Origin of the sequence: uncultured Desulfobulbus sp., from assembly GCF_963662935.2 — a bacterium.
In the GTDB taxonomy this organism is placed as follows: domain Bacteria; phylum Desulfobacterota; class Desulfobulbia; order Desulfobulbales; family Desulfobulbaceae; genus Desulfobulbus.
The window spans coordinates 2,339,576-2,362,784 of sequence record NZ_CAXXTL010000002.1 but is presented as its reverse complement, the minus strand read 5'-3'; the positions used below and the strand labels follow the sequence as shown (position 1 = coordinate 2,362,784).

Below are 23,209 nucleotides of genomic sequence, written 5' to 3'. Positions count from 1 at the left end.
CCCCCGGCTTTGCCGGGGGACAACAAAAATTTGATGGTTCCAGCATAATAAAGAAGCCTCCTCTCACGTGGACCGCTCAAAGTCACGAGAAAGGAGGCTTCATGAACAACGTACAATGTTTAAGCCACACGAAATGGGATTGCAAGTTCCATGTAGTGTGGATACCGAAATGCCGTCGGAAAATGCTTTACGGTCAACTCCGCAAGAATCTTGGAGATGTGTTCCATGACCTTGCCCGGCAGAAGGAGAGCCGTGTGCTGGAAGGGCATTTGCAATCCGATCATGTGCACATGCTGATTTCGATACCGCCGAAATATGCCGTATCGCAGGTGGTTGGCTATATGAAAGGAAAAAGCGCGATCCATATAGCGCGGACCTACCTTGGCCAACGGAAGAACTATAGCGGCATGAGTTTTTGGGCACGGGGCTATTTTGTTTCAACTGTCGGTGCCGATGAAGAGGTTATGCGGGCTTACATCCGCGAGCAAGAACAAGAAGACCATCGTGTCGATCAACTGCAACTATTCAGATAGTCGGCCACCGAATGGTGGTCAGAGAATCTGCTGAATATACCGCTTTGAGCAGTTCACAATCTTTCAAGCCACCGGCTTTGCCGGTGGTCACTGACTCAAAATTCCATGAGCGCAAATGCTGCGATAACGCAGGACCAACAGCTTTGAGTTGAGTGCTTCCTTCGGTTTTCCAGACTATTCATTCTTTAGCTTATTCCACGGCTGCTGCTCTTCCTATCTGTCCAGCACTGGCCAGAAGTCGTAAGCGCGCAGAACGCCATTCAGCCAGACAACGAATCCGTTCCTGCCGTGCATCGGCCAGGGCTGCTTGGGTGTTCAACAGCTCGTTGATGTCGGCAGCTCCCTTGGCATACTTGCGCTGCGAAACAGCCAGTGCCTTTTGTGCAGCTCCAAGCAGGTTTGCGGAGGCCTCCAGATTCTGCAGGGCGGAAGTGGCATCGGCATGCGCCTTGATGACCTCCATGGCGATCTGATGTTCGGTGTCAACCAGTGCCGCTTCCTTTTGCTCTACCTGGGCCTGGGCGCCCCGAACCTTGTAGGTGGAAGAAAATCCGTCAAAGATCGGCACGGTCAGCGTCAGGCCCACGGTGGTTTCTTTAGTGTCGGTATGCGTGACCGCTTCACCGGGCCGGGTATTTTGGTAGTAGCTGGCGGAAAGGCCCAATGAAGGCAAACCTGCCGAGCGAGTGGCTTCGACCCGCTGCTGCGCGGCTTCGAGTTGACTTCGGGCCGCAAGAAGAGCGGGATGCTGTTTCTGGGTTTCATCTAACCAAACGGCCAGAGCCTTGCCGCCATTCTCACCGGCCTTCTCATCCAGGTTCTCCGGCAATGAGATCGCAGGATTTCCAGGCACTCCCAAAAGATATCGCAACACGGACAAGGCTTTTTCATAGCCGCCCTGCGCACGGTTTTTTTCCAAAGAGGCCTTGGCCAAGGCGGTGGTCGCCTGCAGGGTGTCGGTTTGCGCAAGAGCCCCTTTTTCTTCCCGCGACCTTGCTGAACGGAGCGTGTTGGTGGCAATATCCACACTCTCGACTTTTGCGTTGAAGGCCGCACGAGTGGTCAGCGCATCGCAATAGGCTTGAATCACTTCAGTCAGCGCTTTTTGCAAGGTGGCACTGTGGCTGGCGAGTGCCGCTGTCAGTAGATTTTCAGCAGCCTGATGGTTGGCTGTTCGTCCCCCAAAATCAAGGAGGCGCCAGGTCACGGTCCCTTGCGCGGTGTTCTGATCGACATTAGTTTCGGTGAAACGGGAATCCGAATACCTGATCTGGTCATTGGTCCGGCCAAGCGATCCAGTTACTGCGGGTAGATAGGCAGATCGTGCTTCGCCGAGTGCCCCGGCCTGGATTTTGATATTTGCCCAGGAAGATCTGATCTGCGGATTATTGCACAAGGCCAGATCAACAGCCTCGCCCAAAGTCAGCGGCAGAGAAAAATCTTTCTGCGCCGGACAGGGAACCGGCGCGCCGTCGCCCGGAAGCGTGACCCCGGTATGCAGCAAATCAGGCTTGGTGCGCAACGGATCGACAAGCGGATACGCGGGATCAAGAGCCCACGCCGCCGCGGCCCAGATCAATCCTGCCAGCAGCAACACGCCCGTTCGAAAGCCTATCCGTCCATAACATCCTTGATACCTGCCGAAATCAACGCTCATTGAGACTCTCCCGCTTATGCTGCAGCAGCGGACTCAACACGTATTCGATCACCCGGCGCGAGCCGGTCTTGATCTCCACCTTCACCGACATGCCCGGACTCAACTCCATGTCGTGGCCGTTCACCGGGATGATCGAGGTATCCAGTGCGACCCGGATTGAGTAAATCAACCCCTTTTTCTCATCCTTGATGGCATCGCGCGAGACATGCACCACCTTGGCGGGCACGGTGCCGTACTTGGTATATTCAAAGGCATCGACCTTGACCGCCGCCATCTGGCTCTCCTCAACAAAGCCCACATCCTTGTTCTCCAGGAAGGCTTCCACCTCGAGGCGGTTCTCCTTGGGGACGATCAGCATCAGAGGTTGCGCCGCCGGCACCACTCCGCCGATGGTATGCACGGTCAGCTGCTGTACCGTGCCCTCCACCGGCGCAACCAGCTTGAGCAGATTACTGTGTGAGCCTGCCCGCAACGCATCCTGCCGCGCCGCCCCGACGATCTTTTCTCCCTCGGCCAGAGCATCGAAAGCGGCTCGCCTGGTTTCAGCAATCAAAGCCGTCCGCTGGTCCTTTGCCTCCACCAATTGCCCGTGCAGATCAACCCGCGCCTGCTCCTTTTCCAGATACGCGTGCTGGGAGACATCATGCTCCTTGGCCAGTTCCTTGTAATCAACAGCACGCTGGGTCGCCAGCGGCAAGGCTTGGGCATAGCGGGAGATTGCCCCATCGAGGCGTTGGAGTTTGGCCATAAAATCATGGAACTGGCCATCTAAATGCTTTTGCGCCTCGTGCAGCTTTTCGGTAGAGATGCCTTCAAGCGGAGCGAGTGTCGGTCGTTTCCGGCTGTCAACAGCTGTGATCATCGCCCGCGATCTTGCCACCTGCAGGGTCGCCTCCATCACGCTTGACAAGGCCTTGTCGCGCTCGGCATCGGGGGCGCTGGTATCCAGCTCAATCAGCACATCCCCTTTCCGGACCTTTTGCCCTTCCACGACGTGCAGGGCTCTGACGCTGGCTACATCCACCGAGGCAATGGTCTTGGTGCGCCCACTGGGGATGATTTCACCGGTGGCGTTGACAATGATGTCAATGTGGCCCAGAATCGACCAGGCAAGGAGCACGACGACCAACAGTATCAACACCTTGGCCGTCAGACGGGAGGTTGGTGAAACTGGTTTTTCCTGGAGCGAGAGGGCGGCAGGTAAAAATTCCGCTTCATCTTCAGTAAAGAGCCCACCGCCCAACTCATTGCGTTTCTGCCAGTAGTGTTGAAAAACCTTGCGATAATGGCGTAACAACCCGACATACGCCTCTCGCTTGTGTTTGGCGCTCATAGTGCCACCGGTGTCGGGATTGAACCAAGTTGCAATTGATTCAAATGGGCATAAATACCACCATCGATCGCGATCAATTCGCTGTGCGATCCGACCTCGACGATCTGTCCCCGATCCAGCACAATAATGCGGTCCGCGTCTCGCACGGCCGAAAGTCGGTGCGCAATAATCAGCACCGTGCGTCCGGCCCAGATCTTGCGCATGTTGTCCTGGAGGATTTTTTCCGATTCATAGTCCAGGGCGCTGGTGGCCTCGTCAAAAATGAGGATGCGCGGATTGCTGATGAGAGCGCGGGCGATGGCAATCCGTTGCCGTTGGCCGCCGGACAACCCGGCACCATGTTCTCCCACCTGGGTATCGTAGCCTTCCGGTTGTTCGCAGATGAATTCATGGGCGCCTGCGAGCTTCGCCGCCTCGATAATAGTTTCAATGGGAAAAGCGGGGTTAGCCAAGGCAATATTTTCCCGGATGGAGCCAGTGAAGAGAATATTTTCCTGGAGGACTACGCCCAACTGGTGCCGCAAGGAGGTGGTGTCGATCACCGCCAGGTCCTGGCCATCGATCAGTACCCGGCCACGATCCGGAACATAGAGGCGCTGCAGCAGTCGGGCCAGGGTGCTTTTCCCTGAACCTGAACGGCCGACAATGCCGATCACCTCTCCCGGGGCGATCTTGAGCTGGAGGTCACGAATGACGTCCGGGGCATCGGGTCGGTAGCGGAAAGAAACCTGGTCAAACTCGATGGTGCCGGCCAACCGGGGAATCCGGGTTTTCTGGCCCACCACCTCCGTCTTGGCATTGAGAATATCGCCCAGGCGCTGCATGGAAATCCCCACCTGCTGAAAGTCATTCCACAACTGGGCAAGACGAAGGATCGGAGAAGATATTCTCCCGGAGAGCATGTTAAAGGCGATTAATTCACCCACTGTCAATTTGCCCTCCACCACCAGCGACGCGCCAAACCAGAGGATGGCGACCGTCACCAGTTTGCTCACCAGATTCACCCCGCCGCTGGCCACCATGGAGACGTTGTTGGCACTGACTCCTGCAGACACATAGGAGGCGAGCTGTTTTTCCCAGTTCTGAATCCAGCGGGGTTCAACGGCCATCGACTTGACCGTGTCGATGCCACTGATCGATTCCACTAAAAAGGCCTGATTCTTGGCGCCACGATTGAATTTCTCGTTCAGGCGTGCCCGCAAGGTCGGGGTAATCGCCACCGACAAGGCGATATACACTGGTATGGAGATAACGACGACCAGGGTAAGTAAAGCACTGTACCAGAGCATCACCCCAAGAAAGACAAAGGAGAACAACAGGTCCATCACCAAAGTAATGGCATTGCCGGTGAGAAAGGAGCGGATGTTTTCCAGCTCACGGATTCGGGCCACGGAATCACCGACCCGCCGCGACTGGAAATAGGCAAGGGGCAGCGCCAACAGATGCCGGAAAAGCCGGGCGCCGAGCTCGACATCGATCTTGCTGCTGGTGCGGGCAAACACCCAGGTGCGGATTCCGGTAAGAATCGATTCAAACAGGGTGGCGCAGAGCAGCCCGACGGCAATGACATTGAGCGTTTTCATGGCGTGATTGACCAGCACCTTGTCCATCACCACCTGAAAAGCCAAAGGAGTGGCCAGGCCAATGAGCTGCAGCACAAAGGAGATCAGGAGAACTTCGCCCAGCAATTTTCGATATTTGACGATGGCCGGTATGAACCAACTGAAGTCAAATTTGGCCAGTTCCTCGGCAAAACTCGCCTTGGAGGTGAAAAAGAGGAACTGCCCGGACCATTGCGCGAGAAAATCTGGGAGATCGAGCGTCTCGGCGGCAGAACCAGGCCGCTGGACGATGATCTTCGGCCGGGCCTTGTCACCGCCCTCATAGCCGAACTTGACCGCGATACAATAGTTGCCCTCTTTGTCGATGGCCACGGCAGGAAGGGGCGCACGTTCCAGGCGATCCGGGTCCTGCTCAACGGGCTTGGCAGTCATTCCCAGGTGTTTGGCAGCCAGCAGTATCCGTTCCGTGGAAAACGGCTCCTGGCCAAACTCGTGCCGCAGCTGTGTTTCATCAACCGCGATGCCATGATACCTGGCCATCATCACCAATGCCAAAAGCCCTGAATCCATGTCTCCTCTTCTCTGTTATGGTCCGCATCGATGAACCAATCGCAAATAACAATTAAAAAGGCATCAATTGAGGATGCCGAAGAAATACTCAAAATCCAAAAAGACGCATTTCTTGGTCAAGCTAAAATATATAATAATTTCAATTTACCACCTCTCAGGCAATCCCTTGAATCTATTAGAGAAGAGTTCAATATAAAGATATTCTTGAAAGCCTTGTTTAATGGGGAAATCGTTGGTTGAAGAGGTGCCGATTATTGAGACAGGTGTATAAGCAATGAACCAACCTATTTTGCAAGGAGAAGTTCAATGTCAAACCCACCTCATCGTCCACGTCACAGCGCAGAATTTAAGGCCACAGTAGCCCTGGCCGCACTGTCGGAGTCCAAGACTCTGGCTGAACTGGCTACTGAGTACCGGGTTCACCCGACCCAGATCACCCGCTGGAAGCAGGATCTGACCAAGAACGCTTCTGAGCTTTTTGGCAAGGGCAAGAAGAAAGAAGTCAACCATGAGGCCGAAGTGGCCGAGCTCCACCGTCAGATCGGCAAGCTCAAGGTTGAGAACGATTTTTTAGCCAATCTGCCCGGTCTGAACTTGGCCGGGCGCAGAAACAACAGGTGATCGCTATGGGACATCCTGAAGTTTCTGTTCAGCGTTGCTGCCAGCTTTTCGGACTGCCTCGTTCCAACTATTACCGCGGCCTTGGCTTCGGTCTACGTGTTGGTGATTTGGAACTGATGGCCCGGATAGACAAACTCTATATTGAGCACCCCTGGATGGGGAGCCGTTCCTTTGCTGATCACCTCACAACTCCCGAACTCGTGGTGGGAAGAGGTCGTGTCCGTCGCTTAATGCGGGTCATGGGCATCGAGTCTTTAGCTCCCAAGCCGGGCACCAGCAGGCGACAGCCGAAGCATCCGGTCTATCCCTATCTGCTCCGGGGAGTGACCATTGACAGGCCCGATCAGGTGTGGGCGACTGACATCACCTACATCCCTATGGCTCGGGGTTTCATGTACCTGATCGCGATCATGGATTGGGCCACCAGAAAGGTTCTCGCCTGGCGACTATCCAACACTCTGGACACCAGATTTTGCGTTGAGGCTTTGAAAGAGGCTCTCTTTAAATATGGCGCTCCTGAGATATTCAATACTGATCAGGGGTGCCAATTCACCAGCGAAGCGTTCACCTCAGTCCTCAAGGCCTGGAACGTCAAAATCAGCATGGACGGCAAAGGACGATTCAAGGACAATATCTTTATCGAGCGACTTTGGCGCACCCTGAAATACGAAAGGATCTACCTGAAGTCATACGAAACGGGAACTGAGCTTGTCAAGGATCTGACTTCCTGGTTCGGCTGGTATAATGAGAAAAGAAAACATTCGTCACTTGACAAGCAGACTCCAAATGAGGCTTATTCAAAACGAATCGAACAATTGAGCAAGGCAGCCTGAGGCCTGTAACTGTATAATAAAAGCAACATTGCTTATTTCACACCTCAGGATGTCTCACAAACCCCGACCACCTCAGGTTCCGTTAGATTTACAGAAAGAAACCATAGTATAGAAATAGAACGGTTAACTGTAGTACCGAAATTTCAAAATCAAGGCATTGGTTCCAAATTACTATCTGAAATCGAAGTTATGGAACCAAATGCACAGGTTCCCCGCACGAAACGGTGCGTAAAACAGCTTAACAAATTTAAAAGCATGAGTTCTTTTAGGTAGATAAAGGCCGGCCAGCCAATAATCTATCTACAGAGGAACTCATGCTTGTTGAACAGATAATCAAACAGACGGTTGATTTGCAAGGTTTTCGAGTACATACGGTCACCAAAGACTCCGATGGAATAATCGCTGAAATTCGTCCTGATGCCCGCCACAGGGTGCGATGCGGGTCATGCGGACATCCTGCCGTCTACCGGGATCGGCGAGAGGTGCGATTCTTTCGCCACGTGCCTCTGTGGAATATACCTGTCTGGGTCAAATATGTACCTCGTCGGGTGTCTTGTTCTCGATGTGGAGGCGTCCGCACGGAGAAACTTCCCTGGGTGACGGGCAAGCAACGCTTTACTCTTGCCTACAGTTGCTACCTGGCCAAGTGGGCCGAGATGCTGCCCTGGTACTCTGTCGCCAAACTGTTCAGTTGTGCCTGGGGTACGGTTGCCACAGCAGTCAAAAGCGTAGTGAAATATGGCATGGAGCATCGCGATCTCAGCGGCATTACGCATATTGGTATTGATGAGATTTCGCGGAAAAAAGGTCATGTCTACCTCACCAATGTGTACGATCTCCGCTCAAAAACCTTGATCTGGAGCGGGGTTGAAAGAACCAAAGATACCTTGCGCAGCTTTTTCAACTACCTCGGGCCAGAGCGGACAAACAAACTCCAGGGCATCTGTTGCGATATGTGGAAGCCCTATGTCGAGGTGATCAAGGAATGTGCTCCGCAGGCAACTCTTGTTTTTGATAAATTTCATATCGTTCGCCACCTGATGGAAGCGGTTGATCAAGTCCGGCGAGATGAGATCCGAGAAAAAGGAAAGGAACACAAGGAGCTCATGAAGGACAGCCGGTATATCTGGCTTAAGAATCCTTGGAACCTTACGCCGAAGCAAAGGATCAGACTCAGCAGCCTTGAGCATATGAATCTGAAGATCAACAGGGCCTATCTCCTCAAAGAGCGCTTTCGAGATTTATGGTCCTATAAGACAAAAACCTGGGCCAGGAAGCACTTGAAGCAGTGGTTTTGGTGGGCAACGCATTCTCGCCTGGAACCCTTACGCGAGTTTGCCTGGATGGTCCGACGCCATGAAGAAAACATCCTGACCTGGTTCCACATGCCCATCAGCAACGGCACTGTCGAAGGGCTCAACAATAAAGCCAAAGTCGTCAGCCACAAGGCCTATGGGTTCAGAACAGCTGACCTCTTTATCTGCAACCTCTACCACTGTATGGGCAACTTACCGGCCATACCGCTCATGCACCGTTTCATGTGAGGAACCAATGCACATAGTTTTCTGCTTTGTACGGGCAATAAAAGCGAAAGAAACATCCATCTTTATCAAAAAATGGGTTTTCAAATAGCGGGCAGAGAAACAACAAATCAAGGTATTGAATTGCTGCACATGGTAAAAAAACCATAACCCTTAGAAGGCCCCCGGTTGTCAACGGATAAAGGTATCCGGGAGCGATGAACTTATCACTCTGTGGTCGGTACAATCCGACCAATTGCCCGATGAAGCGCGCCCTGACTTGGGTTTCATATTCGACGACAGAGTGACTCTGCGCCAAACACTTATCGAGGATCAACCACTTTGCCAGTTAAGACGATGCTGGCAAGAGCAACGAGCGAATGGAACCCGGTCGAGAATGGGCCACTCTCTTGCTCGTCGGAGACCGGGTTCCATTCGCGGGCTCGCCGGGAACGAAGGCCGGGTGATTGCGGCAAGGATTTTGTTGTCGCGTCCTAGAAACAATCGCGTACCCTCGTGCCGTCCCATTCAAAACGGCTTGGTCATGCGGCGGCATGCCAGAGTTAGAGCCGGGCTCGGGTGAGGGGCAGAACCACATCAACAAGCAGATGTTCAACGAGCGGGACGGACGGCCAATCAAGCCTTCTGGCTGCGGTGCAACCGGCAGACCATGGCCCATAATGCTGACGGCAGACGGAGGATATGCTCCGGAGGGCCATGCGGATATGCTCGAAAAAAGCTCCAGTTAGGTGTCGGGCTCGCCCGTCCCCTCGATTAGACGGCCAGGAACGTATGCATGTTGAACCCCTGCCGGTTTTTCAGCATGAAATAGACCGCTCGGCCGAGCTTGTGCGCCAGGATGGAAAGCGCCTTGCCTTTGCCGTGTTTCCGCACCAGCTTGTCGTGGAATTGCCGGCCCGGTTCGTTGCTTTTGAGGAACAGTTGCGCAGCCAAGGAAAAGGCCCAGCGGAGATGGGCGTTGCCGATCTTCTTGCCGCCACTGCCGTATTTCTTGCCGTTGGATTCCTTGGAGCAGGTGACCAGGCGGCAATAGGAGGCGAAATCCTGAACCCTGGGAAAGCGGCTGATGTCCTCGATCTCATAGAGCAGATTGAGGGCATTGATCCGGCCCACGCCGGGGATGCTCTTCAAGAGGGCATAAGCAGTCGGGTCATGCTCCTTTGCGTGGGCAATGATGTCCTGTTCGAGGACGGCCAACACCCGGTCATAGGCGTCGATCATGTCGAGATTGGCGGCCATGGACATGCACACCGAGGGATCGTCGAACCGATCCAGCAAGCCTTCCCGGTTTTGCGGTTTGGCGATCCGGCCCAGAGGCACCTGCAGGTTGTACTGGCTGGCGGTATTCTGGGTGTGGGCAAAGAGCTCGGCCCGCTTGCGCATGAGATGGTTGCGCCGGCGCATCAGGTCCCGAGTGGCACGCATCCGCTGGGGATACACGTAGGCCATGGGAATGAGGCCGCCCCTGAGCAAGGCAGCGATCTTCTGGGAGTCAATCTTGTCGTTCTTGCTTTTGCCGCCGTGGATGGCTCGCATGTAGAGCGCATGACCGAGGATAAAGGGGATGTTTTCCGTGGCGCAGAGATCGGCCAGCCAGTACCAGGAGAACATGCACTCGGCGCACACCACCAGATCATCCCGATAGGGGGCGATGGTTTTGAGGAAGGTTTCCGGCTCGGTCTTGATGTTGCGATGGAGCAGGATGTCCCCTTCCTGGCTGAGGATGCACAGGTACATTTTGTTGGTGTGCAGGTCGATTCCACAGTAATGCTTGTGTTGCTTGGTGTACAATCGCATGAGAAGGCCTCCTTGCTAAGGGTTGCTGATACCCCCATTATAGCGGAATAGTCCGCCGGGTGCTCAGGGGGCCTTCTCTAGTATCAAGTCAATAAACCTGACCGGAAATAGCCGCGTTCTTAAAAGGTGGGCAATCCCTCGGCCGGCAGGTTATTTCACCGTTAGCAACTGACGATTGCTGGTTTTGCACGATCGTTGCCATCCCCGAATGCTTTTAGCATGGACCAGTTGTTCATACCCATGGTTGACCACGTAGCACCAGAGGGTTCAATCTCCGGATTTTTCCATGTAATATACTGGGATTATACATGTTAAATCACTGCTGTCTCATAAATGATCAATAAAAAGAGGCTCAGAGAGCTCTTTGGGGTATAATGATTTTGCGAAAAAGATCATACAAACCAAGGAGATCCGAGCCATGGCCCATAGCGATACCGCGCTGAAGCAACTGATTGCACTTATACCGAGATATGAATTCGATGCTCTTGCCAAGGTACATCATGCGGGACAGAAGTTCCGCTCCTACAACCGGTGGAGTCAGTTCCTGGCTCTGCTGATCGGGCAGATGTCCGGCAGAAGAAGTCTCCGGGACATCACCGATAACCTGAAGGCGCAAGATCAACGTCTCTATCACCTCGGCATGAAAAAAACTTCCAAAGCGACACTGGCACGGGTGAATGCCGAACAGCCTGCCACCCTCTATCAGACGCTCTTCACCCGACTGTTGAGCCGATGCCAACTGGCTGCTCCCAAACACAAGTTTTCCTTCCAGGGCAAACTCTACCTCTTGGACACCACGGTGATCAATCTCTGCCTGTCCGTGTTTCCATGGGCCGAGTTTCGGCAGAAAAAAGGGGCCATCAAGTTGCACATGGGGCTGGATGCCGATGGCTTTATCCCCGCGTTCATGGACATGACCAGCGGCAAGGTGCATGAGATCAACTGGGCCAAAACCCTCAAACTTCCCAAGGGATCCTTTGTCTGCTTTGATCGCGGCTTCACCGATTACGCATGGTATAATGACCTGACCATAAACTCCATTTTCTTTGTCACCCGCCTGAAAAGCAACGCCGATGTCGAATACCTGCTCAAACGGGCTGGACGTAAAAGCCCCGGCATCACCAATGACCAGTCCATCCGGCTCAAGGGCGTCAAGGAGCCGCTTCGCTTGGTCGCGTACACCGATGCGGAAACCGGTGTCGAATATCGCTTTGTCACCAATGCCCACCACCTGAAAGCCAAGGAGATCGCAGCTATTTATAAGGAGCGCTGGCAGATCGAGCTGTTCTTCAAGTGGATCAAGCAGAATCTGAAGATCAAAACTTTTCTGGGAACATCCAGCAACGCAGTGTTGACCCAGGTGTGGATAGCCCTATGCGTGTACCTCTTGGTCGCTAAACCACGAATCAACAAAAAAGCGCCTGACTCGCAAAGAGTTAAGCGCTTGATACAATTGGTGCTCCAGGCAGGATTCGAACCTGCGGCACCAGGATTAGGAATCCTGAATATTATATTTAAAATTAAACAATTATTAATAATAGTCGCATTTTTGGGCGCAATTTTCAACTACCATTCGAAATAATCGAGTTCTAATCTGGTCGAACGGGGAGATTTGATTGAACCTGACAGTCGTTTCGGGAACCAGTTAACAAGGATCTCCTGGCCAATCCTCACCTTTCACTTCTCAGCTAAGCCGTATATACAGTAGTAATAATAAGTTGGGATGCATTAAGTAGTTCCTGAGGCTTTTGATCGACAAAATCAATATATCTTTTCCCCAGCTCTGTGTCAGATTAAGTCTGAACTACTCCAAATAAACGCCGCTTGGAACATCCAAACTGTACCAGCCCCCAGTACAGGGAGAAAACGTGAGCAAAGTTTTCACGGTAACTCTGGGCAAGTTTTACTTTGCTCTGGGCAGAATATTCTTGGCATTCTCAGCGGCGTGGAAGAACATAATTCATTAAAATTTAAATCTTTATCTTCCTGACCCGTTTGCGAGGTATTTCAAACACTTCTATATAATGGCAACAGGAGCGATTCAATATTATCCCATAAATTAAAACAGATAGTACTTTTTTTCAAAAAGATTTTAGCAGCGACAGATTTTTGACAGACAGAGTTAATAGCCAACAATACAGATTGCAAAATTATTCTTAAATGACTTCATCTACTGCGGTTGAACAGTGCAGGATTGCGTACGAAAAGTTGTTCGAAAGGAATTTCACAGTAACAGATTCTCTTGAACAAGCTGCTGACTCGTGCTCGCACCTCTACCTGGACGGTAAACCCCAAAAAAAGGATTTTACTCATCAGGTTCGAACCACAGCATTATGGCAATGCTCATTCTGGCAAAAAATAACTGATACTGGTTACCAATCTGATCCCATATCGCTTGCACTTGGCCGCTCACTACATTTCGGTTTAGTGGATGATAAGTTATTCCGGCGTTTGCTTCAAACTGAACCAGAAACACTCAAACGGGGAATACGATATTCCCGCCTTTTTTTTCAGCCAGACTCACCTTCATGGACGACCATCCTCTCAATAGCTGACGACGGGGACGTTGATTTCCAACAGTTCATAAAAGTTTGCCAGATACTCTACGAGGAACTGCATCAGCATGATAACCAGATTCATGACCTTAAAAAGGAATTGGATGAGCTGACAATATTTGAATATCTGCTGTACGGGAGCCTATTCACTTTCCAGAATTTAGTCCCCGAAAGATACGAATCACCAAAGAAAGATGATGCATACAATGAGATGCATCAACGTGCTTGGGATGCATTAAGTGAACTCCTCGTATGGAAACTCAAAAGCAGGCCTGAAAACGATTTTAGACTCAATGAACGGTTCTTAGCAAAATCGCTTAAACGCCACCTGATGCCGTTATTGCTTCCAGGGGAAAATCCTCCGTCATTGTGCCTGAAAAATCTTGATCGGCTAAATGTTCTCATTGCTGCTGTGGTAAAACGGAATGCTTTTTTACATGGAACTGTCTATGAGTTCTGTTACGACGATGATTATCGATATCTTTTTGAGGGTGATCACCTAACCATTTATCCTATCGAAATTCCCGAGGAATCTGAATGGGACTTTAACGGCAGAAAACTCTCTGCACTTCATACTTACTGGTTCAATAAGGCTCTACTTTTTCATCTCCAGTCGGACCTAGCCACTCAACATTTTGGGTTGCCAGAAAACGATGATTCAAACCGTCTTGCGCACATCAAAGCTTGTCAGGTGTTTTTGCAGTTGGATGAAGTATTTGGCTTGCGATCAGAAATTGTTTTACCGGATGGTTCAAAGGTTGATTTGTTCAAAACCATACATTCTCTCGAACTTATGACGGCATTTTTCAACTCGTCATACATCGCCAAATTTCAGGAGTATCTGCAGGAAACTGGAAACTGGATTCCAGCGTTGTCACAGTTGATGATCGAAGGTCTCATGACTGGAGAAAATCGATTTCCGTTAACTTGGGCAGAGCCATCGGAAAAAGCTGAACGGATAAAGTCATGGACAGTTTCCGACACTGTTCCGCCTCAGTTGGAAATGGACATTCAAGCTGTTTGCATTAAGGGGTTATGGGGAGCCGTATTATCTCCCCTTGGGGTGATTGGCCCGTAGGCACGAAGTCGTTTTTTCTTTCTCAGTTCCCGGGCTTTTTCCAGTTTTTTGTCTCGCTCTTTGAATATTTCCTGTTCTCTGCCGTTCAATTTGTCCATCGGCGCGATATATCCGATGGCGCTGTGCAACCTGACGTTGTTGTAGTGATGGATAAACCCTTCAACCATTCTTCGGGCATCGTCAAGGGAAAGCGGGACACCGGGACGAATACATTCCCCCTTGATGGTTGCGTGGAACCGTTCCAATTTGCCGTTGGACTGCGGATAATATGGCGATGTCCGCACATGCGTCATTCCCGAGATACGGATGAATTCTTTGAAATCCTTGGCAATAAATTGTGGCCCGTTATCTGAAATGATCCTTGGCCGGGCTTCGGGAAAGTGCTCCTTGGCGCGTTGCAGGATGATCTCCACATCCATTTCCGTCATCTGTTCCCTGATCTCCCAGTGGACAATGAAACGACTGCATCCATCGAGAATGCTGCACAAATAATAAAATGTGCCGCAGATGTTGATATAAGAAATGTCCACATGCCAATGGTCATGGGGCCTGAGCGGTTGCACAAAGCCGGTGCCCTTGAGGCTTTTCTTCCGGTTCCATTTCTGCAGCAACCCTGCCTGGCCTAGAACTCGCCAGGTGCTGCTGGGGCTGACGGCAACGATGTCCTGATCCAGTAGCATAAACGTCAACCGCCGATACCCCTCAAGGGGATTGTTGACAGCAAAATTGACGATCGCTGCCCGTTCCCAAGGTTCAAGCCAGAAATCCCGGGGGATCAGCCCATTATGTTCGTTGGCCTTGCCGTACCGCTTGATCCATGCATAAAACTTGCTCCTGGAAACGGCCAGCCAAGCGATGATCTCTTGCAGGGCCACTTCAGCTTTCTTGCTCCAATGCTTGCTGAAATCAACAACGGTATCACGTGTATCATGAGGAACCCAGCTACCATTCAGAGCTCCCCAAGTTCTTTTTTTAACTGGATATGCTCCTCCAGCAACTCGGAAAGAACTTCATGTTTCCGACGCAATTTATCTTCAAGCTGATGGATTCGTTGTTCTTGTACCTTCTTGGAGTCTTTGTTTTCTAGGGCAAAAGCAGCAGCTCCCTTTTCGAAAAACTGCTTTTGCCAACCGTAGAATGTATTCGGCTGCAGTTGGTATTCATCGCAGAGATCCGATACCGTTTCCCGGCCAACCAGGTGGCGCTTGAGGATGATTACCTTCTCTTCAGGGCTGTAGTTGTGACGTTTCTTTCGCATGGACTTTCCTCCGTTCATAATGGTTTATCATGAACAGCTCAAAAGTCCTATTCCCGTTGAACCAAGACAACACTTATCCCGATGGAGATCTCAGGATGGCCGCAAATATTTTAGAATTTTGGACGAATGACCTGAAAGAGTTGAGGGACAGCATAGACAAAGCACCCAATGTACCGACACCAGAATTTCATGAACAACCGATAATCAAACTTGGCATGTTTGGGTTTCAGTTGCCCTGGCTGATGGCATCACAGAACAATTCAACCGCTGCCGTTAACAATTTACGAAGGATTGGATGTAGACGGAAAGGCAGAACGGATGAAACTCACCGCATTGAATCACGATTAGGTGATATATTCAGGAGTAAAGGATTTTACGTTTTAGAATCATATCAACCAGATGCAGAAGATGGTTATGACCCGGGTGAGGTTGACCTGATTTGTCACCAAGACGACCACATTTTAATCTTGGAAGTAAAATCGTCCTATCTGAGAAAAACAAAGCAGGAAGCTTGGATCCATCGAACAATCACCCTACGTAAAGCCGCTCAACAACTTCAACGTAAACAAATCGCTATACAAAAATCCATTCTATACAATGAAAAATTACAGTCTGAACTCCAATTACGAACGGACATAAACAAGGTCAAGGTCTACCCCTGGATTGTGGACACCTCGATTGAACATGACCAGGAGTTGATAGATGGGTTTCTCAAGGTATCATTGGAAGGTTTGATCGTAATATTGCGAAATGAACGGCAGTTATTGGGTCGTAACCTGGTACTTGAAAAAGAAGTTGTTGAAGACGATTTGTTTCCCGACGGATTTAGTGTTCAACGATTTATTGAGATAGTTGAGAAAGGGAAGTTATGGGATCCTTTGGCCAAACGTCTGATGAAATGATGTGGGAATATCGTACGGTTTGAATGAAGATACCCTCCACAACAACCATTAATGGGGGGTACAGTACCTAGAGATGAGGTGGTTATAAAGTATGAAATACAATGTGCGAAAGATAGAGGTAAAGGAGGAATTCAAGATTTGTCCTCAATGCGGTTATAAGGACGGTTTTCACTCTATGTTCAAGGCTGATGGTGAGGCGGTGAGGTGGCTGTTCATTTGCCCGAACTGTCATGAAATTTTCGACATAGGCTATACTGCGCCGCCTTTTCCCCAGATCCCAAATTTATGAGACTTGGTAAGGATCAAGTTCAAGAGGATATTGTTCCTGGCAGTATCAATCAGTTTTACGCAGGCAAGGCTTGAGGTTATTCCTGAATCTTTCAGGAGGCGACGGGTCAAGGTGCTTTCCAATCTTTGTTGACTCGTCTATTTTGATTTAGGTTCCTGCCCACCTCTTTTCTGAAAGTCATGATTTACAGTCTATATACGTAACAGATCCTATTTTTCCTTTTAGATTAATCTGTTACTTGCGTCTATTCTCTACCCTTCACATATGATCTGTCAAGATTATTTGCCACCTCGATGGTAGCTCTGTCAAAGTCTGATTCCGAGAATGGGCCTCTACTTATTGCTCGTCGGAGGAATTGGGCTTTGGCAGAGCGGATTATGACCTCGAACTCTCTTCTAGCGGATTGCCCAAAGCCCTTTCAGTGATCACTTCCATGGCTGTGAAGTAATCTTGCTGTACTTTCAGATTTGACAACTTACTGTAACGCTGAGTGGTTTTGATCTTAGTATGACCTAGAATTTCCTGAATGCTCACCAAGTCTGCGTCGGCATTGAGAAGCTGTGTTGCCATAGTATGCCGAAACCTGTGACAGGTAACAGGAATCTCACTAATTTTTGCGTAGTATTCTACTCGTTTCTGTATCGCGCGAACCGATATGGGCTTGCCACGACACCGACCTTTTTCAGCCAGGAATATTCGACTTTCCTTTGTCACAGACCTGTGTTGCAAATAGACCGCCAAAGCACTAGCTGCATCGTTACTGATGAAAACTATCCGATCTTTTGCGCCCTTACCATTTCTGACCATTATCCGGCTGCGTCTGTAATCAATGCAATCGAGAGATAAATTCGCAATTTCGTTAACCCGTAAACCACAACGGAGCATCAGCATAAAAATTGCAAAATCCCGCTTATTGGAAACGAATCTAAAAAATCCCTCTACCTCATTATCGGTTAAATATCTGGGAAGCGGTCGTGATTCCTTGAGCAGGAGACCTCCGATAACTGGATTTTCTAGGATGATATTCTCCTCATCTACCAGATAATCATAAAACAGCCGGATACTCGACAGGTGACAGTTGATGGTACGTGGGGCTACACGTTTTTCAAGCAAGTAGTCAATATACAATCTAATCTCCGCCACAGTCGTCAATTCAACAGCCGTTGAAACCCAACTGAAAAATCGCTGCAAGCGGTGAAGATAGTTTTTAATCGTGAGAGGAGAAAAATTTTTTCTCTTCAAATACTGCCTGTAATTCAGGATTGACTCTGTCATATTCATGGCGACCTCCCTGCTCAATAACTGCCATAGCTTTGAAGTAGGCTTCTTCCTGTGTAAAGTTCGATATCCTTGCATATCGCAGTGTCATGTCAATGTTCAGATGCCCCAGAAGTTGCTGTAAAACTTCCACTCGTAATCCAGCATTCAGCATATTAGTTGCGTAGGTATGTCGCAAAGAATGGAGGCTGTACCCTTTGTGTTCAAGTCCGGCTTTGTGAATAACGCTTTTCATCATCTTCCGCGCTCCTGCATAGGACAGTGATTTCCCCTTGTAACCGTAGAAAAGGTATTCATTAGCCGGGTCTCTGATCGACAGCCACGCGTTCAGTGCCTTCTCTGCTGTGTTGCCGTAATAGACAACCCTACCGTGTAAATTTTTCTCGCCGACGTACAATAAAATTTTTCGTTCTGATTGTACGATATCTGGCAACCGGAGGTTGAGGAGCTCGCCTATTCGCATCCCTGTATGAAGGAGTAAAAGGATAAGAGCTCGATCCCTGGTGTTAGTTACAGTTTGGAGAATTTTGTCCACATCTTCTGCTGGAATTGCTTTGGGGAGAATCTCTGGCAGTCGCAACCGGATCTTTTTCAGCAGTATATCTGCGGGAAGTATATCGTTTCTGACCAGATAATTGAGGAAGGAATATACCGTATGCAGGTGCTGACGGACTGAGTTGATCTTTAACCCACGCTCCTGCTCCCGCTCGACGTATTGAGCAATATCTTTCCTGCTGATCTGCTCAATATGGTGCCGTCCTAACCCATTGAAAAACAACAAAAAGGAATAAAGAGTCCTGCCTGTCTGCCTGATCGAGGATATCGAGTGATTACTACGGTATTTGCTGTAAAGATACGAAACGACGTACTCAAAACCAGGGAGGCTACTTGCTTCTAATCTGTCTGCAGCCCTGTTGAGTGCTCTCCGTCTTTCACTGGGTTGGTGAAAATAGAGAGCGCCGGCGCTAGGAAAGGAGAATGTTTGTAATGATTCAGCTTCAAAAATGGGGCTATCCTGAAGCGGAATGAATAAAGAATGGTTGGTTGAGTAAACCGAACTAAGCCATTCAGTGGGGTAATAATTGTTCGAAAAATCGAGTGAATTGGCCATCACATCCTCCTTCTCTCTTCGAAAAAACAGGATTTTGACAACCGTATTTTATCACTTTCTCGGTCTCAATTTTATTACGTATATACTGGAGAAATATGGACTCGGCGTAGAAAAACGTGGTCGTCGTTCCAGTTTCTTCGCACAACGAAACAGACCTGACAGTTGTTGTCACGATATGTAGTTTTACTCTGACCCTTTTTGTGTACAAGTAGTGATAGGAATTTTACAATCTTTTATTACAAGAATAATAACGGTAAGGTGCGTTCGTAGCAAGCTAACAACTTGGTTACAATTAATTCATTGAGACGTTATTGAAAAAACGCGAATTACTTCGATTATATACGATTTAAATAAATGATTACATAGGTGTGATAATTTCATCGTAATCACCATCAATTATATCTTCAATTGAAAGATTATCAAGTGTCCATTTCGAAAATAAAAAAGTGGCGTTAACAATATTTTCCTTTTTTGTTATATCTCCGAAATCATTCTCGACACAGTATTTTTTTGATAATCTCTTGCATCCCCATTTCTTTTTTCTAAAAAGATATCCAGCCATTGTTTGCTTTGGAGTTGAAAAATTTTCTGTTTCAGAATTATTATTTAATATAATAAAATAAAATTTATATGTTAATAAAGATTCTTTATTTAATTCATTAAAAGGAATATTAATTCCTATATCTTTTTGACTTTCTATAATGTCAAAAATTTCACCTTTTAAGTGATCTTCAAAATAATTTTTATCTTTAAATTTGAAAAAGTCATTAGCATGTTTATATATACCACTATTACCACCTATAGAACTGTTTCCATATTTCAATTCTATTAAAGCGGCAACATGTCCTTCTTCTTTTGATATTTCTTTTTTTGATATTGCTATAATGTCAAATCTCGCTGAAAAATTAGATTCGTTTTTTTCGTTTTTATCATTGAATGATTTAACATACTCGATATCGATACAAAACCAATTTGATAACTCATTTGAGTTATTTTTAATAAATAAATTCGATTGTGCTTTTTTTTCATTTTTTTGCTTTTTGTTGCTGTTTTCTTTTATTTTATCATATTTATCACATATCTCATTTTGAGAAATTTCGTACTTTTTGTTTTTATCATTAATTTTATAATGTATTCCATCTGTGTAATATCTATCTATTTCACAACGAAGTGAATTATTTATGCATGATATTTTTGCTATGCTGTCGCAGTTGTAATATAAATTAAGAGAATTATTACGAACACCTATGATTAATTCATCATTGTGCTTTTTGTAAAGCTGATAAAGTTCAGATTTTATGAATTTTTCTGCAAACTCTTTATTAATTCCGCGTGTTATTTTTTTGTTTTCCATTTATACCTCCCACCATTCGCCATCATTATGAGCCTCCACGTTTGGGAAAAGCTCTAGAAATTTCTCTGGAAAAAAGCTGTGAATCGGAACGACTTTTCCTGGTGATAAAGCGGCAACAAAGGCCTTGAGGTCGGCAGGACTAGCATGTCCAGACGTGTGGATATTGTGCCTTGGAATACTGTGCCGTTCGAGCCAATCTTTAAGTTTGTCGTAATTGCCTTGTTCCCAATAACCTTCCCATTGCGAATAAAAATAAGCAGCCCCTTCCAGACATTTGCCGCGCTCGAGGTCAAACCGGTGCAAAGGACGGAAAAGCAAGGTGGACCTCTTCGGCATTTCGCGGAGGCCTTCTATGTAAATCCGGTTAGACGAATGCTGCTTCAGTAGGTCGAACCAAGCGTTTTCTTTGATTTGGAGACGTTGCACCTGTGGTACGAAGAGAGCCATAGATGGCCAATCTGATTGAGGTATGTTTTTATTTCCAGTAGCCTCAAGAATGGCCGCAGCGTAAAGGTCAATGACCAATTTTCTGCCTGTTCGCTTAGAAGCGCGAAAGATGGAAACGATCCGGTCGATATTTTGCACTGAGGCATGGACCATAGCTAAGCCGTTTGTTACGGAGAAGGCTTCAACGAGTTGCGTCTCGATATCAGATTCGGCTGGAAAGTGTTGATTATCATTGAGTCGACCCAATGACGAACCCTCAACCAGCATGGCGTCTATGTTTCTTGGCGGCATGGCCAGCATTTTTTTGAATAAAGCTGATTTACGGCCATGCGATCGAAAGTCGCCACTGTAGAACAAGCGCCGGCCGCCGCCCTCGATGAGCAATGCGTACGCGTCGTAAGCGGAATGGTCGACGAGATAGGGGGTTATGTGAAACGGCCCCACAGTAAAACTATGTCCTGATTTATAATCCCAACCCTGCGCCGGGACAGGCCAGTTCCCAGGCAAAAATGGCCCAGCAGCCGAAAGAATTCGTCGAGCTGCACCTCCTATACCGATAGGGATGTTTGAGGAAACATGGGCCAATAATCCAAAATGGTCAAGATGAGGATGGGAGATGAGGATGCCCAGCAAGGAAGGATCACTTCCGTCAATGGCACCCAATTTTTCAGGAATATGGAACCTTTCGTTGATTTCGGCATCCAACGGCAGGCCTAGATCGATCAGGATCCTTTTCCCGTCTTGTTCAACTTCGACGCAGCTACCGCCTATTTGGTGACTACCTCTGTGGATGCAAACACGCATTGTGGATTCTTTACCTTGGGGTATTGATTTTTAGAACTTCAAGACGTTGTTGATGTTTTTTGAGTTTATCAATGAACTCTGCAGGAGATAGGTTTAATCGGCAAAGTGAAGCAATTCGGACCGTGTTGGCTAAAGCCTGAGGCGTGCGTTGAAAATCCTCCAGCATCCGCGATGCTGATTTGAAATGTAAATGCACCTTGCCGGAGTCGAACGAATCGCAGGTTGGCCCGAAAAAATCCTGCTGAAAAAGATCTACATCTTCAGGTTCTAGGAAATGGTTGTCATTTGTAGCCACCACTTGGATGTCTAATTCATTGCCCAATTTCACCAACTCAGTGTTCACATAGCGCTGGACAATCAATCCATTCTCTTGAAGTTCAAGGTAAAAGTTGTCTCCAAAAATATGCTGCAACTCCAATGCTGCGAGGCGAGCTAAGGTCTTTTTCCCAGCTACGATAAGTTGCGGGATCCGCCCGGCCAGACAACCGCTCAAGCAAACCAGACCTTTATTGTGGAGGGATAATAAATTTAAGTCAACACTAGGTACTCTAAAATACCCCTCTGCGTGAGCCAGATAATCAAGTTGCATCAGGTTTTCTAGCCCTACTTGATCTTGGGCCAGCAAGACTAAGTGGTATCCTGTTTTCACATCTCCTTGCACTTTGTGGACGAAACGGTCATCGACCACATTGAACTCACAACCAACAATCGGCTTGATATTGTGGTCCAATGCCTGACTGTAAAAACTTGCAATCCCTGCCAATGTGGCATGGTCAGTCAAGGCTACGCTCGACATGCCGAATTCATGGCATTTTTTAAATAATTTCGTGAATTCGATAAGACCATCTCCGATTGAATAACAAGAGTGAAGATGAAGATGGGCGAAAGCCTGTATGAATCCATCCTCTTTCCCGACAAAGTATCTGGGTTGGTCGGTGTTTTCCATTACAATCCCGTCGAGTAAATCACGCTATTTTTAGTATTAAAGTCATGGTTTTCGACAACATAGGCAATGGCTTTAGCTATTTTCTTTCCTCCGATCTCTGACGGTTCGATTGGGGACACTGAGGAGTAATCTGCAGGTTGATCGAAAATCATTCGTAAATCAATAACTGGTATGCCTAATTTGAATGCTTCTTTGAATATTATATCGTTGAAAATTGTTAAAGCAGTTAACAATTCTTCTTCTATCTCTGGTGAAGAATCATATATTGTGCATACAGATAATTTTTTATTTAATTTTAAAATGCTGTAGAGCATTTCTTGATAGAAACCGTGAAATTGTAATTTTATTTCTGTTAGTTTATGCATGGCTTCAATCATTGATGAACATTTTTCTCCAAAAACATTTATGTAACCAAGTGCATCATTACCACCGCAACTCACAAAAATATGGGTAATGTCTTGACCGACTTGGGCACATTGCCGCGCAATGTCACGCGTTATGGCGCCATCTAATGCCAGCAATTCTGCGTGCCAATCTTTTTTGTTAATTTTGCCGATCTGTTCAATTACAGACTCCCCTCTGGCGACATAGGCTTCATTGTCAAAAATAGAGTCTCCAAGCAGTACAACCTTCTTTTTTTGCATAATTACCCTCTCCTGTCGTTTCGGTTAGTGGCGTGAAATATTCAAAATTGACGAACCTTCACTCCAAGGGCAATTATTGCTCCATGTTGAGTGGCG

The 23,209-nt window shown here is 48.1% G+C and carries 20 protein-coding genes and 1 pseudogene; 9 read left to right on the top strand and 12 right to left on the bottom strand.

Annotation, left to right across the window (positions count from 1 at the left end; all coding sequences use genetic code 11):
* Window positions 1–101 precede the first annotated feature (101 nt).
* Window positions 102–533, top strand: a complete 432-nt coding sequence (gene tnpA, locus ACHZCX_RS14740; protein ID WP_319587961.1) for an IS200/IS605 family transposase — start codon at window positions 102–104, stop codon at window positions 531–533.
* 190 nt (window positions 534–723) lie between these two features.
* Here tnpA and ACHZCX_RS14735 read toward each other — a convergent pair whose 3' ends face one another.
* Genes ACHZCX_RS14735 through ACHZCX_RS14725 form a run of 3 tightly spaced genes read right to left on the bottom strand, consistent with a single transcriptional unit; the run spans window position 724 to window position 5,655 of the window.
* On the bottom strand, window positions 724–2,190 hold the full coding sequence (locus ACHZCX_RS14735; protein ID WP_319587960.1) for a TolC family protein: 1,467 nt from the start codon (window positions 2,188–2,190) through the stop codon (window positions 724–726).
* Window positions 2,180–3,523, bottom strand: a complete 1,344-nt coding sequence (locus ACHZCX_RS14730) for an HlyD family type I secretion periplasmic adaptor subunit (RefSeq protein WP_319585583.1) — start codon at window positions 3,521–3,523, stop codon at window positions 2,180–2,182. Before ACHZCX_RS14730 ends, ACHZCX_RS14735 begins: the two co-directional genes overlap by 11 nt.
* A complete protein-coding gene (locus tag ACHZCX_RS14725) occupies window positions 3,520–5,655 on the bottom strand; it encodes a type I secretion system permease/ATPase (RefSeq protein WP_319585584.1) in 2,136 nt (711 codons plus the stop codon). Before ACHZCX_RS14725 ends, ACHZCX_RS14730 begins: the two co-directional genes overlap by 4 nt.
* 30 nt (window positions 5,656–5,685) lie before the next feature.
* Between ACHZCX_RS14725 and ACHZCX_RS14720 the strand changes: the two genes are divergently transcribed.
* The 5 genes from ACHZCX_RS14720 (at window position 5,686) to ACHZCX_RS14700 (ending at window position 9,378) form a co-directional block, all read left to right on the top strand.
* Window positions 5,686–5,895 (top strand): hypothetical protein, encoded by a 210-nt coding sequence (locus ACHZCX_RS14720; RefSeq protein WP_319587959.1) that lies wholly within the window; start codon window positions 5,686–5,688, stop codon window positions 5,893–5,895.
* 66 nt (window positions 5,896–5,961) lie between these two features.
* Window positions 5,962–7,109, top strand: a protein-coding gene (locus ACHZCX_RS14715; RefSeq protein ID WP_319585211.1) for an IS3 family transposase whose coding sequence is annotated in 2 segments (ribosomal slippage) — window positions 5,962–6,220 and window positions 6,220–7,109 — 1,149 coding nt in all. Because the reading frame shifts where the segments join, the coding sequence is not laid out codon by codon here.
* A gap of 9 nt (window positions 7,110–7,118) precedes the next feature.
* Window positions 7,119–7,382, top strand: coding sequence for a GNAT family N-acetyltransferase (locus ACHZCX_RS14710; RefSeq protein ID WP_394708838.1), 264 nt, complete (start codon window positions 7,119–7,121; stop codon window positions 7,380–7,382).
* Between the two features lie 41 nt (window positions 7,383–7,423).
* Window positions 7,424–8,653, top strand: coding sequence for an ISL3 family transposase (locus tag ACHZCX_RS14705; protein WP_319585207.1), 1,230 nt, complete (start codon window positions 7,424–7,426; stop codon window positions 8,651–8,653).
* A 530-nt stretch (window positions 8,654–9,183) separates the two neighbouring features.
* On the top strand, window positions 9,184–9,378 hold the full coding sequence (locus ACHZCX_RS14700) for a hypothetical protein (RefSeq protein ID WP_319585256.1): 195 nt from the start codon (window positions 9,184–9,186) through the stop codon (window positions 9,376–9,378).
* A 25-nt stretch (window positions 9,379–9,403) separates the two neighbouring features.
* Here the strand turns inward: ACHZCX_RS14700 and ACHZCX_RS14695 are convergent, their stop codons facing one another.
* Complete coding sequence (locus ACHZCX_RS14695; protein WP_319585255.1) at window positions 9,404–10,447, bottom strand: IS110 family transposase; 1,044 nt, start codon at window positions 10,445–10,447, stop codon at window positions 9,404–9,406.
* A gap of 418 nt (window positions 10,448–10,865) precedes the next feature.
* Here ACHZCX_RS14695 and ACHZCX_RS14690 point away from each other — a divergent pair.
* A pseudogene (locus tag ACHZCX_RS14690) lies at window positions 10,866–11,909 on the top strand (IS4 family transposase); the annotation flags it as partial.
* A 698-nt stretch (window positions 11,910–12,607) separates the two neighbouring features.
* Window positions 12,608–14,080: a hypothetical protein gene (locus tag ACHZCX_RS14685; protein ID WP_319587957.1), complete on the top strand. Its 1,473-nt coding sequence runs from the start codon at window positions 12,608–12,610 to the stop codon at window positions 14,078–14,080.
* On the opposite strand, the gene ACHZCX_RS14680 is transcribed toward ACHZCX_RS14685, so the two are convergent.
* Together ACHZCX_RS14680 and ACHZCX_RS14675 are read right to left on the bottom strand one after the other, a co-directional pair.
* Entirely contained in the window at window positions 14,014–14,955 is a 942-nt protein-coding gene (locus tag ACHZCX_RS14680; RefSeq protein WP_319585350.1) for an IS3 family transposase, read from the bottom strand. The two genes, ACHZCX_RS14685 and ACHZCX_RS14680, sit on opposite strands and share 67 nt — an antisense overlap.
* Window positions 14,956–15,029: 74 nt before the next feature.
* A complete protein-coding gene (locus tag ACHZCX_RS14675) occupies window positions 15,030–15,356 on the bottom strand; it encodes a transposase (RefSeq protein WP_319585208.1) in 327 nt (108 codons plus the stop codon).
* Window positions 15,357–15,433: 77 nt separating this feature from the next.
* Between ACHZCX_RS14675 and ACHZCX_RS14670 the strand changes: the two genes are divergently transcribed.
* Window positions 15,434–16,240 carry a hypothetical protein gene (locus ACHZCX_RS14670; RefSeq protein ID WP_319587956.1) on the top strand — a complete coding sequence of 269 codons (807 nt, stop codon included), beginning with the start codon at window positions 15,434–15,436 and terminating at the stop codon, window positions 16,238–16,240.
* 664 nt (window positions 16,241–16,904) lie between these two features.
* Here the strand turns inward: ACHZCX_RS14670 and ACHZCX_RS14665 are convergent.
* From ACHZCX_RS14665 to ACHZCX_RS14640, 6 genes are all read right to left on the bottom strand, one after another.
* Window positions 16,905–17,810, bottom strand: a complete 906-nt coding sequence (locus tag ACHZCX_RS14665; protein ID WP_319585388.1) for a tyrosine-type recombinase/integrase — start codon at window positions 17,808–17,810, stop codon at window positions 16,905–16,907.
* A complete protein-coding gene (locus ACHZCX_RS14660; RefSeq protein WP_319585389.1) occupies window positions 17,737–18,918 on the bottom strand; it encodes a tyrosine-type recombinase/integrase in 1,182 nt (393 codons plus the stop codon). Before ACHZCX_RS14660 ends, ACHZCX_RS14665 begins: the two co-directional genes overlap by 74 nt.
* Window positions 18,919–19,276: 358 nt before the next feature.
* Window positions 19,277–20,272, bottom strand: coding sequence for a hypothetical protein (locus ACHZCX_RS14655; protein ID WP_319587955.1), 996 nt, complete (start codon window positions 20,270–20,272; stop codon window positions 19,277–19,279).
* Window positions 20,273–21,523, bottom strand: coding sequence for an MBL fold metallo-hydrolase (locus tag ACHZCX_RS14650; protein WP_319587954.1), 1,251 nt, complete (start codon window positions 21,521–21,523; stop codon window positions 20,273–20,275).
* Between the two features lie 10 nt (window positions 21,524–21,533).
* Window positions 21,534–22,469, bottom strand: coding sequence for a PHP domain-containing protein (locus ACHZCX_RS14645; RefSeq protein ID WP_319587953.1), 936 nt, complete (start codon window positions 22,467–22,469; stop codon window positions 21,534–21,536).
* A complete protein-coding gene (locus tag ACHZCX_RS14640; RefSeq protein WP_319587952.1) occupies window positions 22,469–23,113 on the bottom strand; it encodes an SGNH/GDSL hydrolase family protein in 645 nt (214 codons plus the stop codon). Before ACHZCX_RS14640 ends, ACHZCX_RS14645 begins: the two co-directional genes overlap by 1 nt.
* Window positions 23,114–23,209 lie beyond the last annotated feature (96 nt).

Bases quoted from the DNA above. Each gene is read 5' to 3' on its own strand.
- ACHZCX_RS14730 (WP_319585583.1), bottom strand. From the start codon at position 3,523: ATGAGCGCCAAACACAAGCGAGAGGCGTATGTCGGGTTGTTACGCCAT.
- ACHZCX_RS14675 (WP_319585208.1), bottom strand. From the start codon at position 15,356: ATGAACGGAGGAAAGTCCATGCGAAAGAAACGTCACAACTACAGCCCT.
- ACHZCX_RS14700 (WP_319585256.1), top strand. From the start codon at position 9,184: ATGCCAGAGTTAGAGCCGGGCTCGGGTGAGGGGCAGAACCACATCAAC.
- ACHZCX_RS14685 (WP_319587957.1), top strand. From the start codon at position 12,608: ATGACTTCATCTACTGCGGTTGAACAGTGCAGGATTGCGTACGAAAAG.
- ACHZCX_RS14705 (WP_319585207.1), top strand. From the start codon at position 7,424: ATGCTTGTTGAACAGATAATCAAACAGACGGTTGATTTGCAAGGTTTT.
- ACHZCX_RS14645 (WP_319587953.1), bottom strand. From the start codon at position 22,469: ATGGAAAACACCGACCAACCCAGATACTTTGTCGGGAAAGAGGATGGA.
- ACHZCX_RS14650 (WP_319587954.1), bottom strand. From the start codon at position 21,523: ATGCGTGTTTGCATCCACAGAGGTAGTCACCAAATAGGCGGTAGCTGC.
- ACHZCX_RS14655 (WP_319587955.1), bottom strand. From the start codon at position 20,272: ATGGAAAACAAAAAAATAACACGCGGAATTAATAAAGAGTTTGCAGAA.
- ACHZCX_RS14695 (WP_319585255.1), bottom strand. From the start codon at position 10,447: ATGCGATTGTACACCAAGCAACACAAGCATTACTGTGGAATCGACCTG.
- tnpA (WP_319587961.1), top strand. From the start codon at position 102: ATGAACAACGTACAATGTTTAAGCCACACGAAATGGGATTGCAAGTTC.
- ACHZCX_RS14720 (WP_319587959.1), top strand. From the start codon at position 5,686: ATGAACCAATCGCAAATAACAATTAAAAAGGCATCAATTGAGGATGCC.
- ACHZCX_RS14640 (WP_319587952.1), bottom strand. From the start codon at position 23,113: ATGCAAAAAAAGAAGGTTGTACTGCTTGGAGACTCTATTTTTGACAAT.
- ACHZCX_RS14735 (WP_319587960.1), bottom strand. From the start codon at position 2,190: ATGAGCGTTGATTTCGGCAGGTATCAAGGATGTTATGGACGGATAGGC.
- ACHZCX_RS14665 (WP_319585388.1), bottom strand. From the start codon at position 17,810: ATGAATATGACAGAGTCAATCCTGAATTACAGGCAGTATTTGAAGAGA.
- ACHZCX_RS14670 (WP_319587956.1), top strand. From the start codon at position 15,434: ATGGCCGCAAATATTTTAGAATTTTGGACGAATGACCTGAAAGAGTTG.
- ACHZCX_RS14660 (WP_319585389.1), bottom strand. From the start codon at position 18,918: ATGGCCAATTCACTCGATTTTTCGAACAATTATTACCCCACTGAATGG.
- ACHZCX_RS14725 (WP_319585584.1), bottom strand. From the start codon at position 5,655: ATGGATTCAGGGCTTTTGGCATTGGTGATGATGGCCAGGTATCATGGC.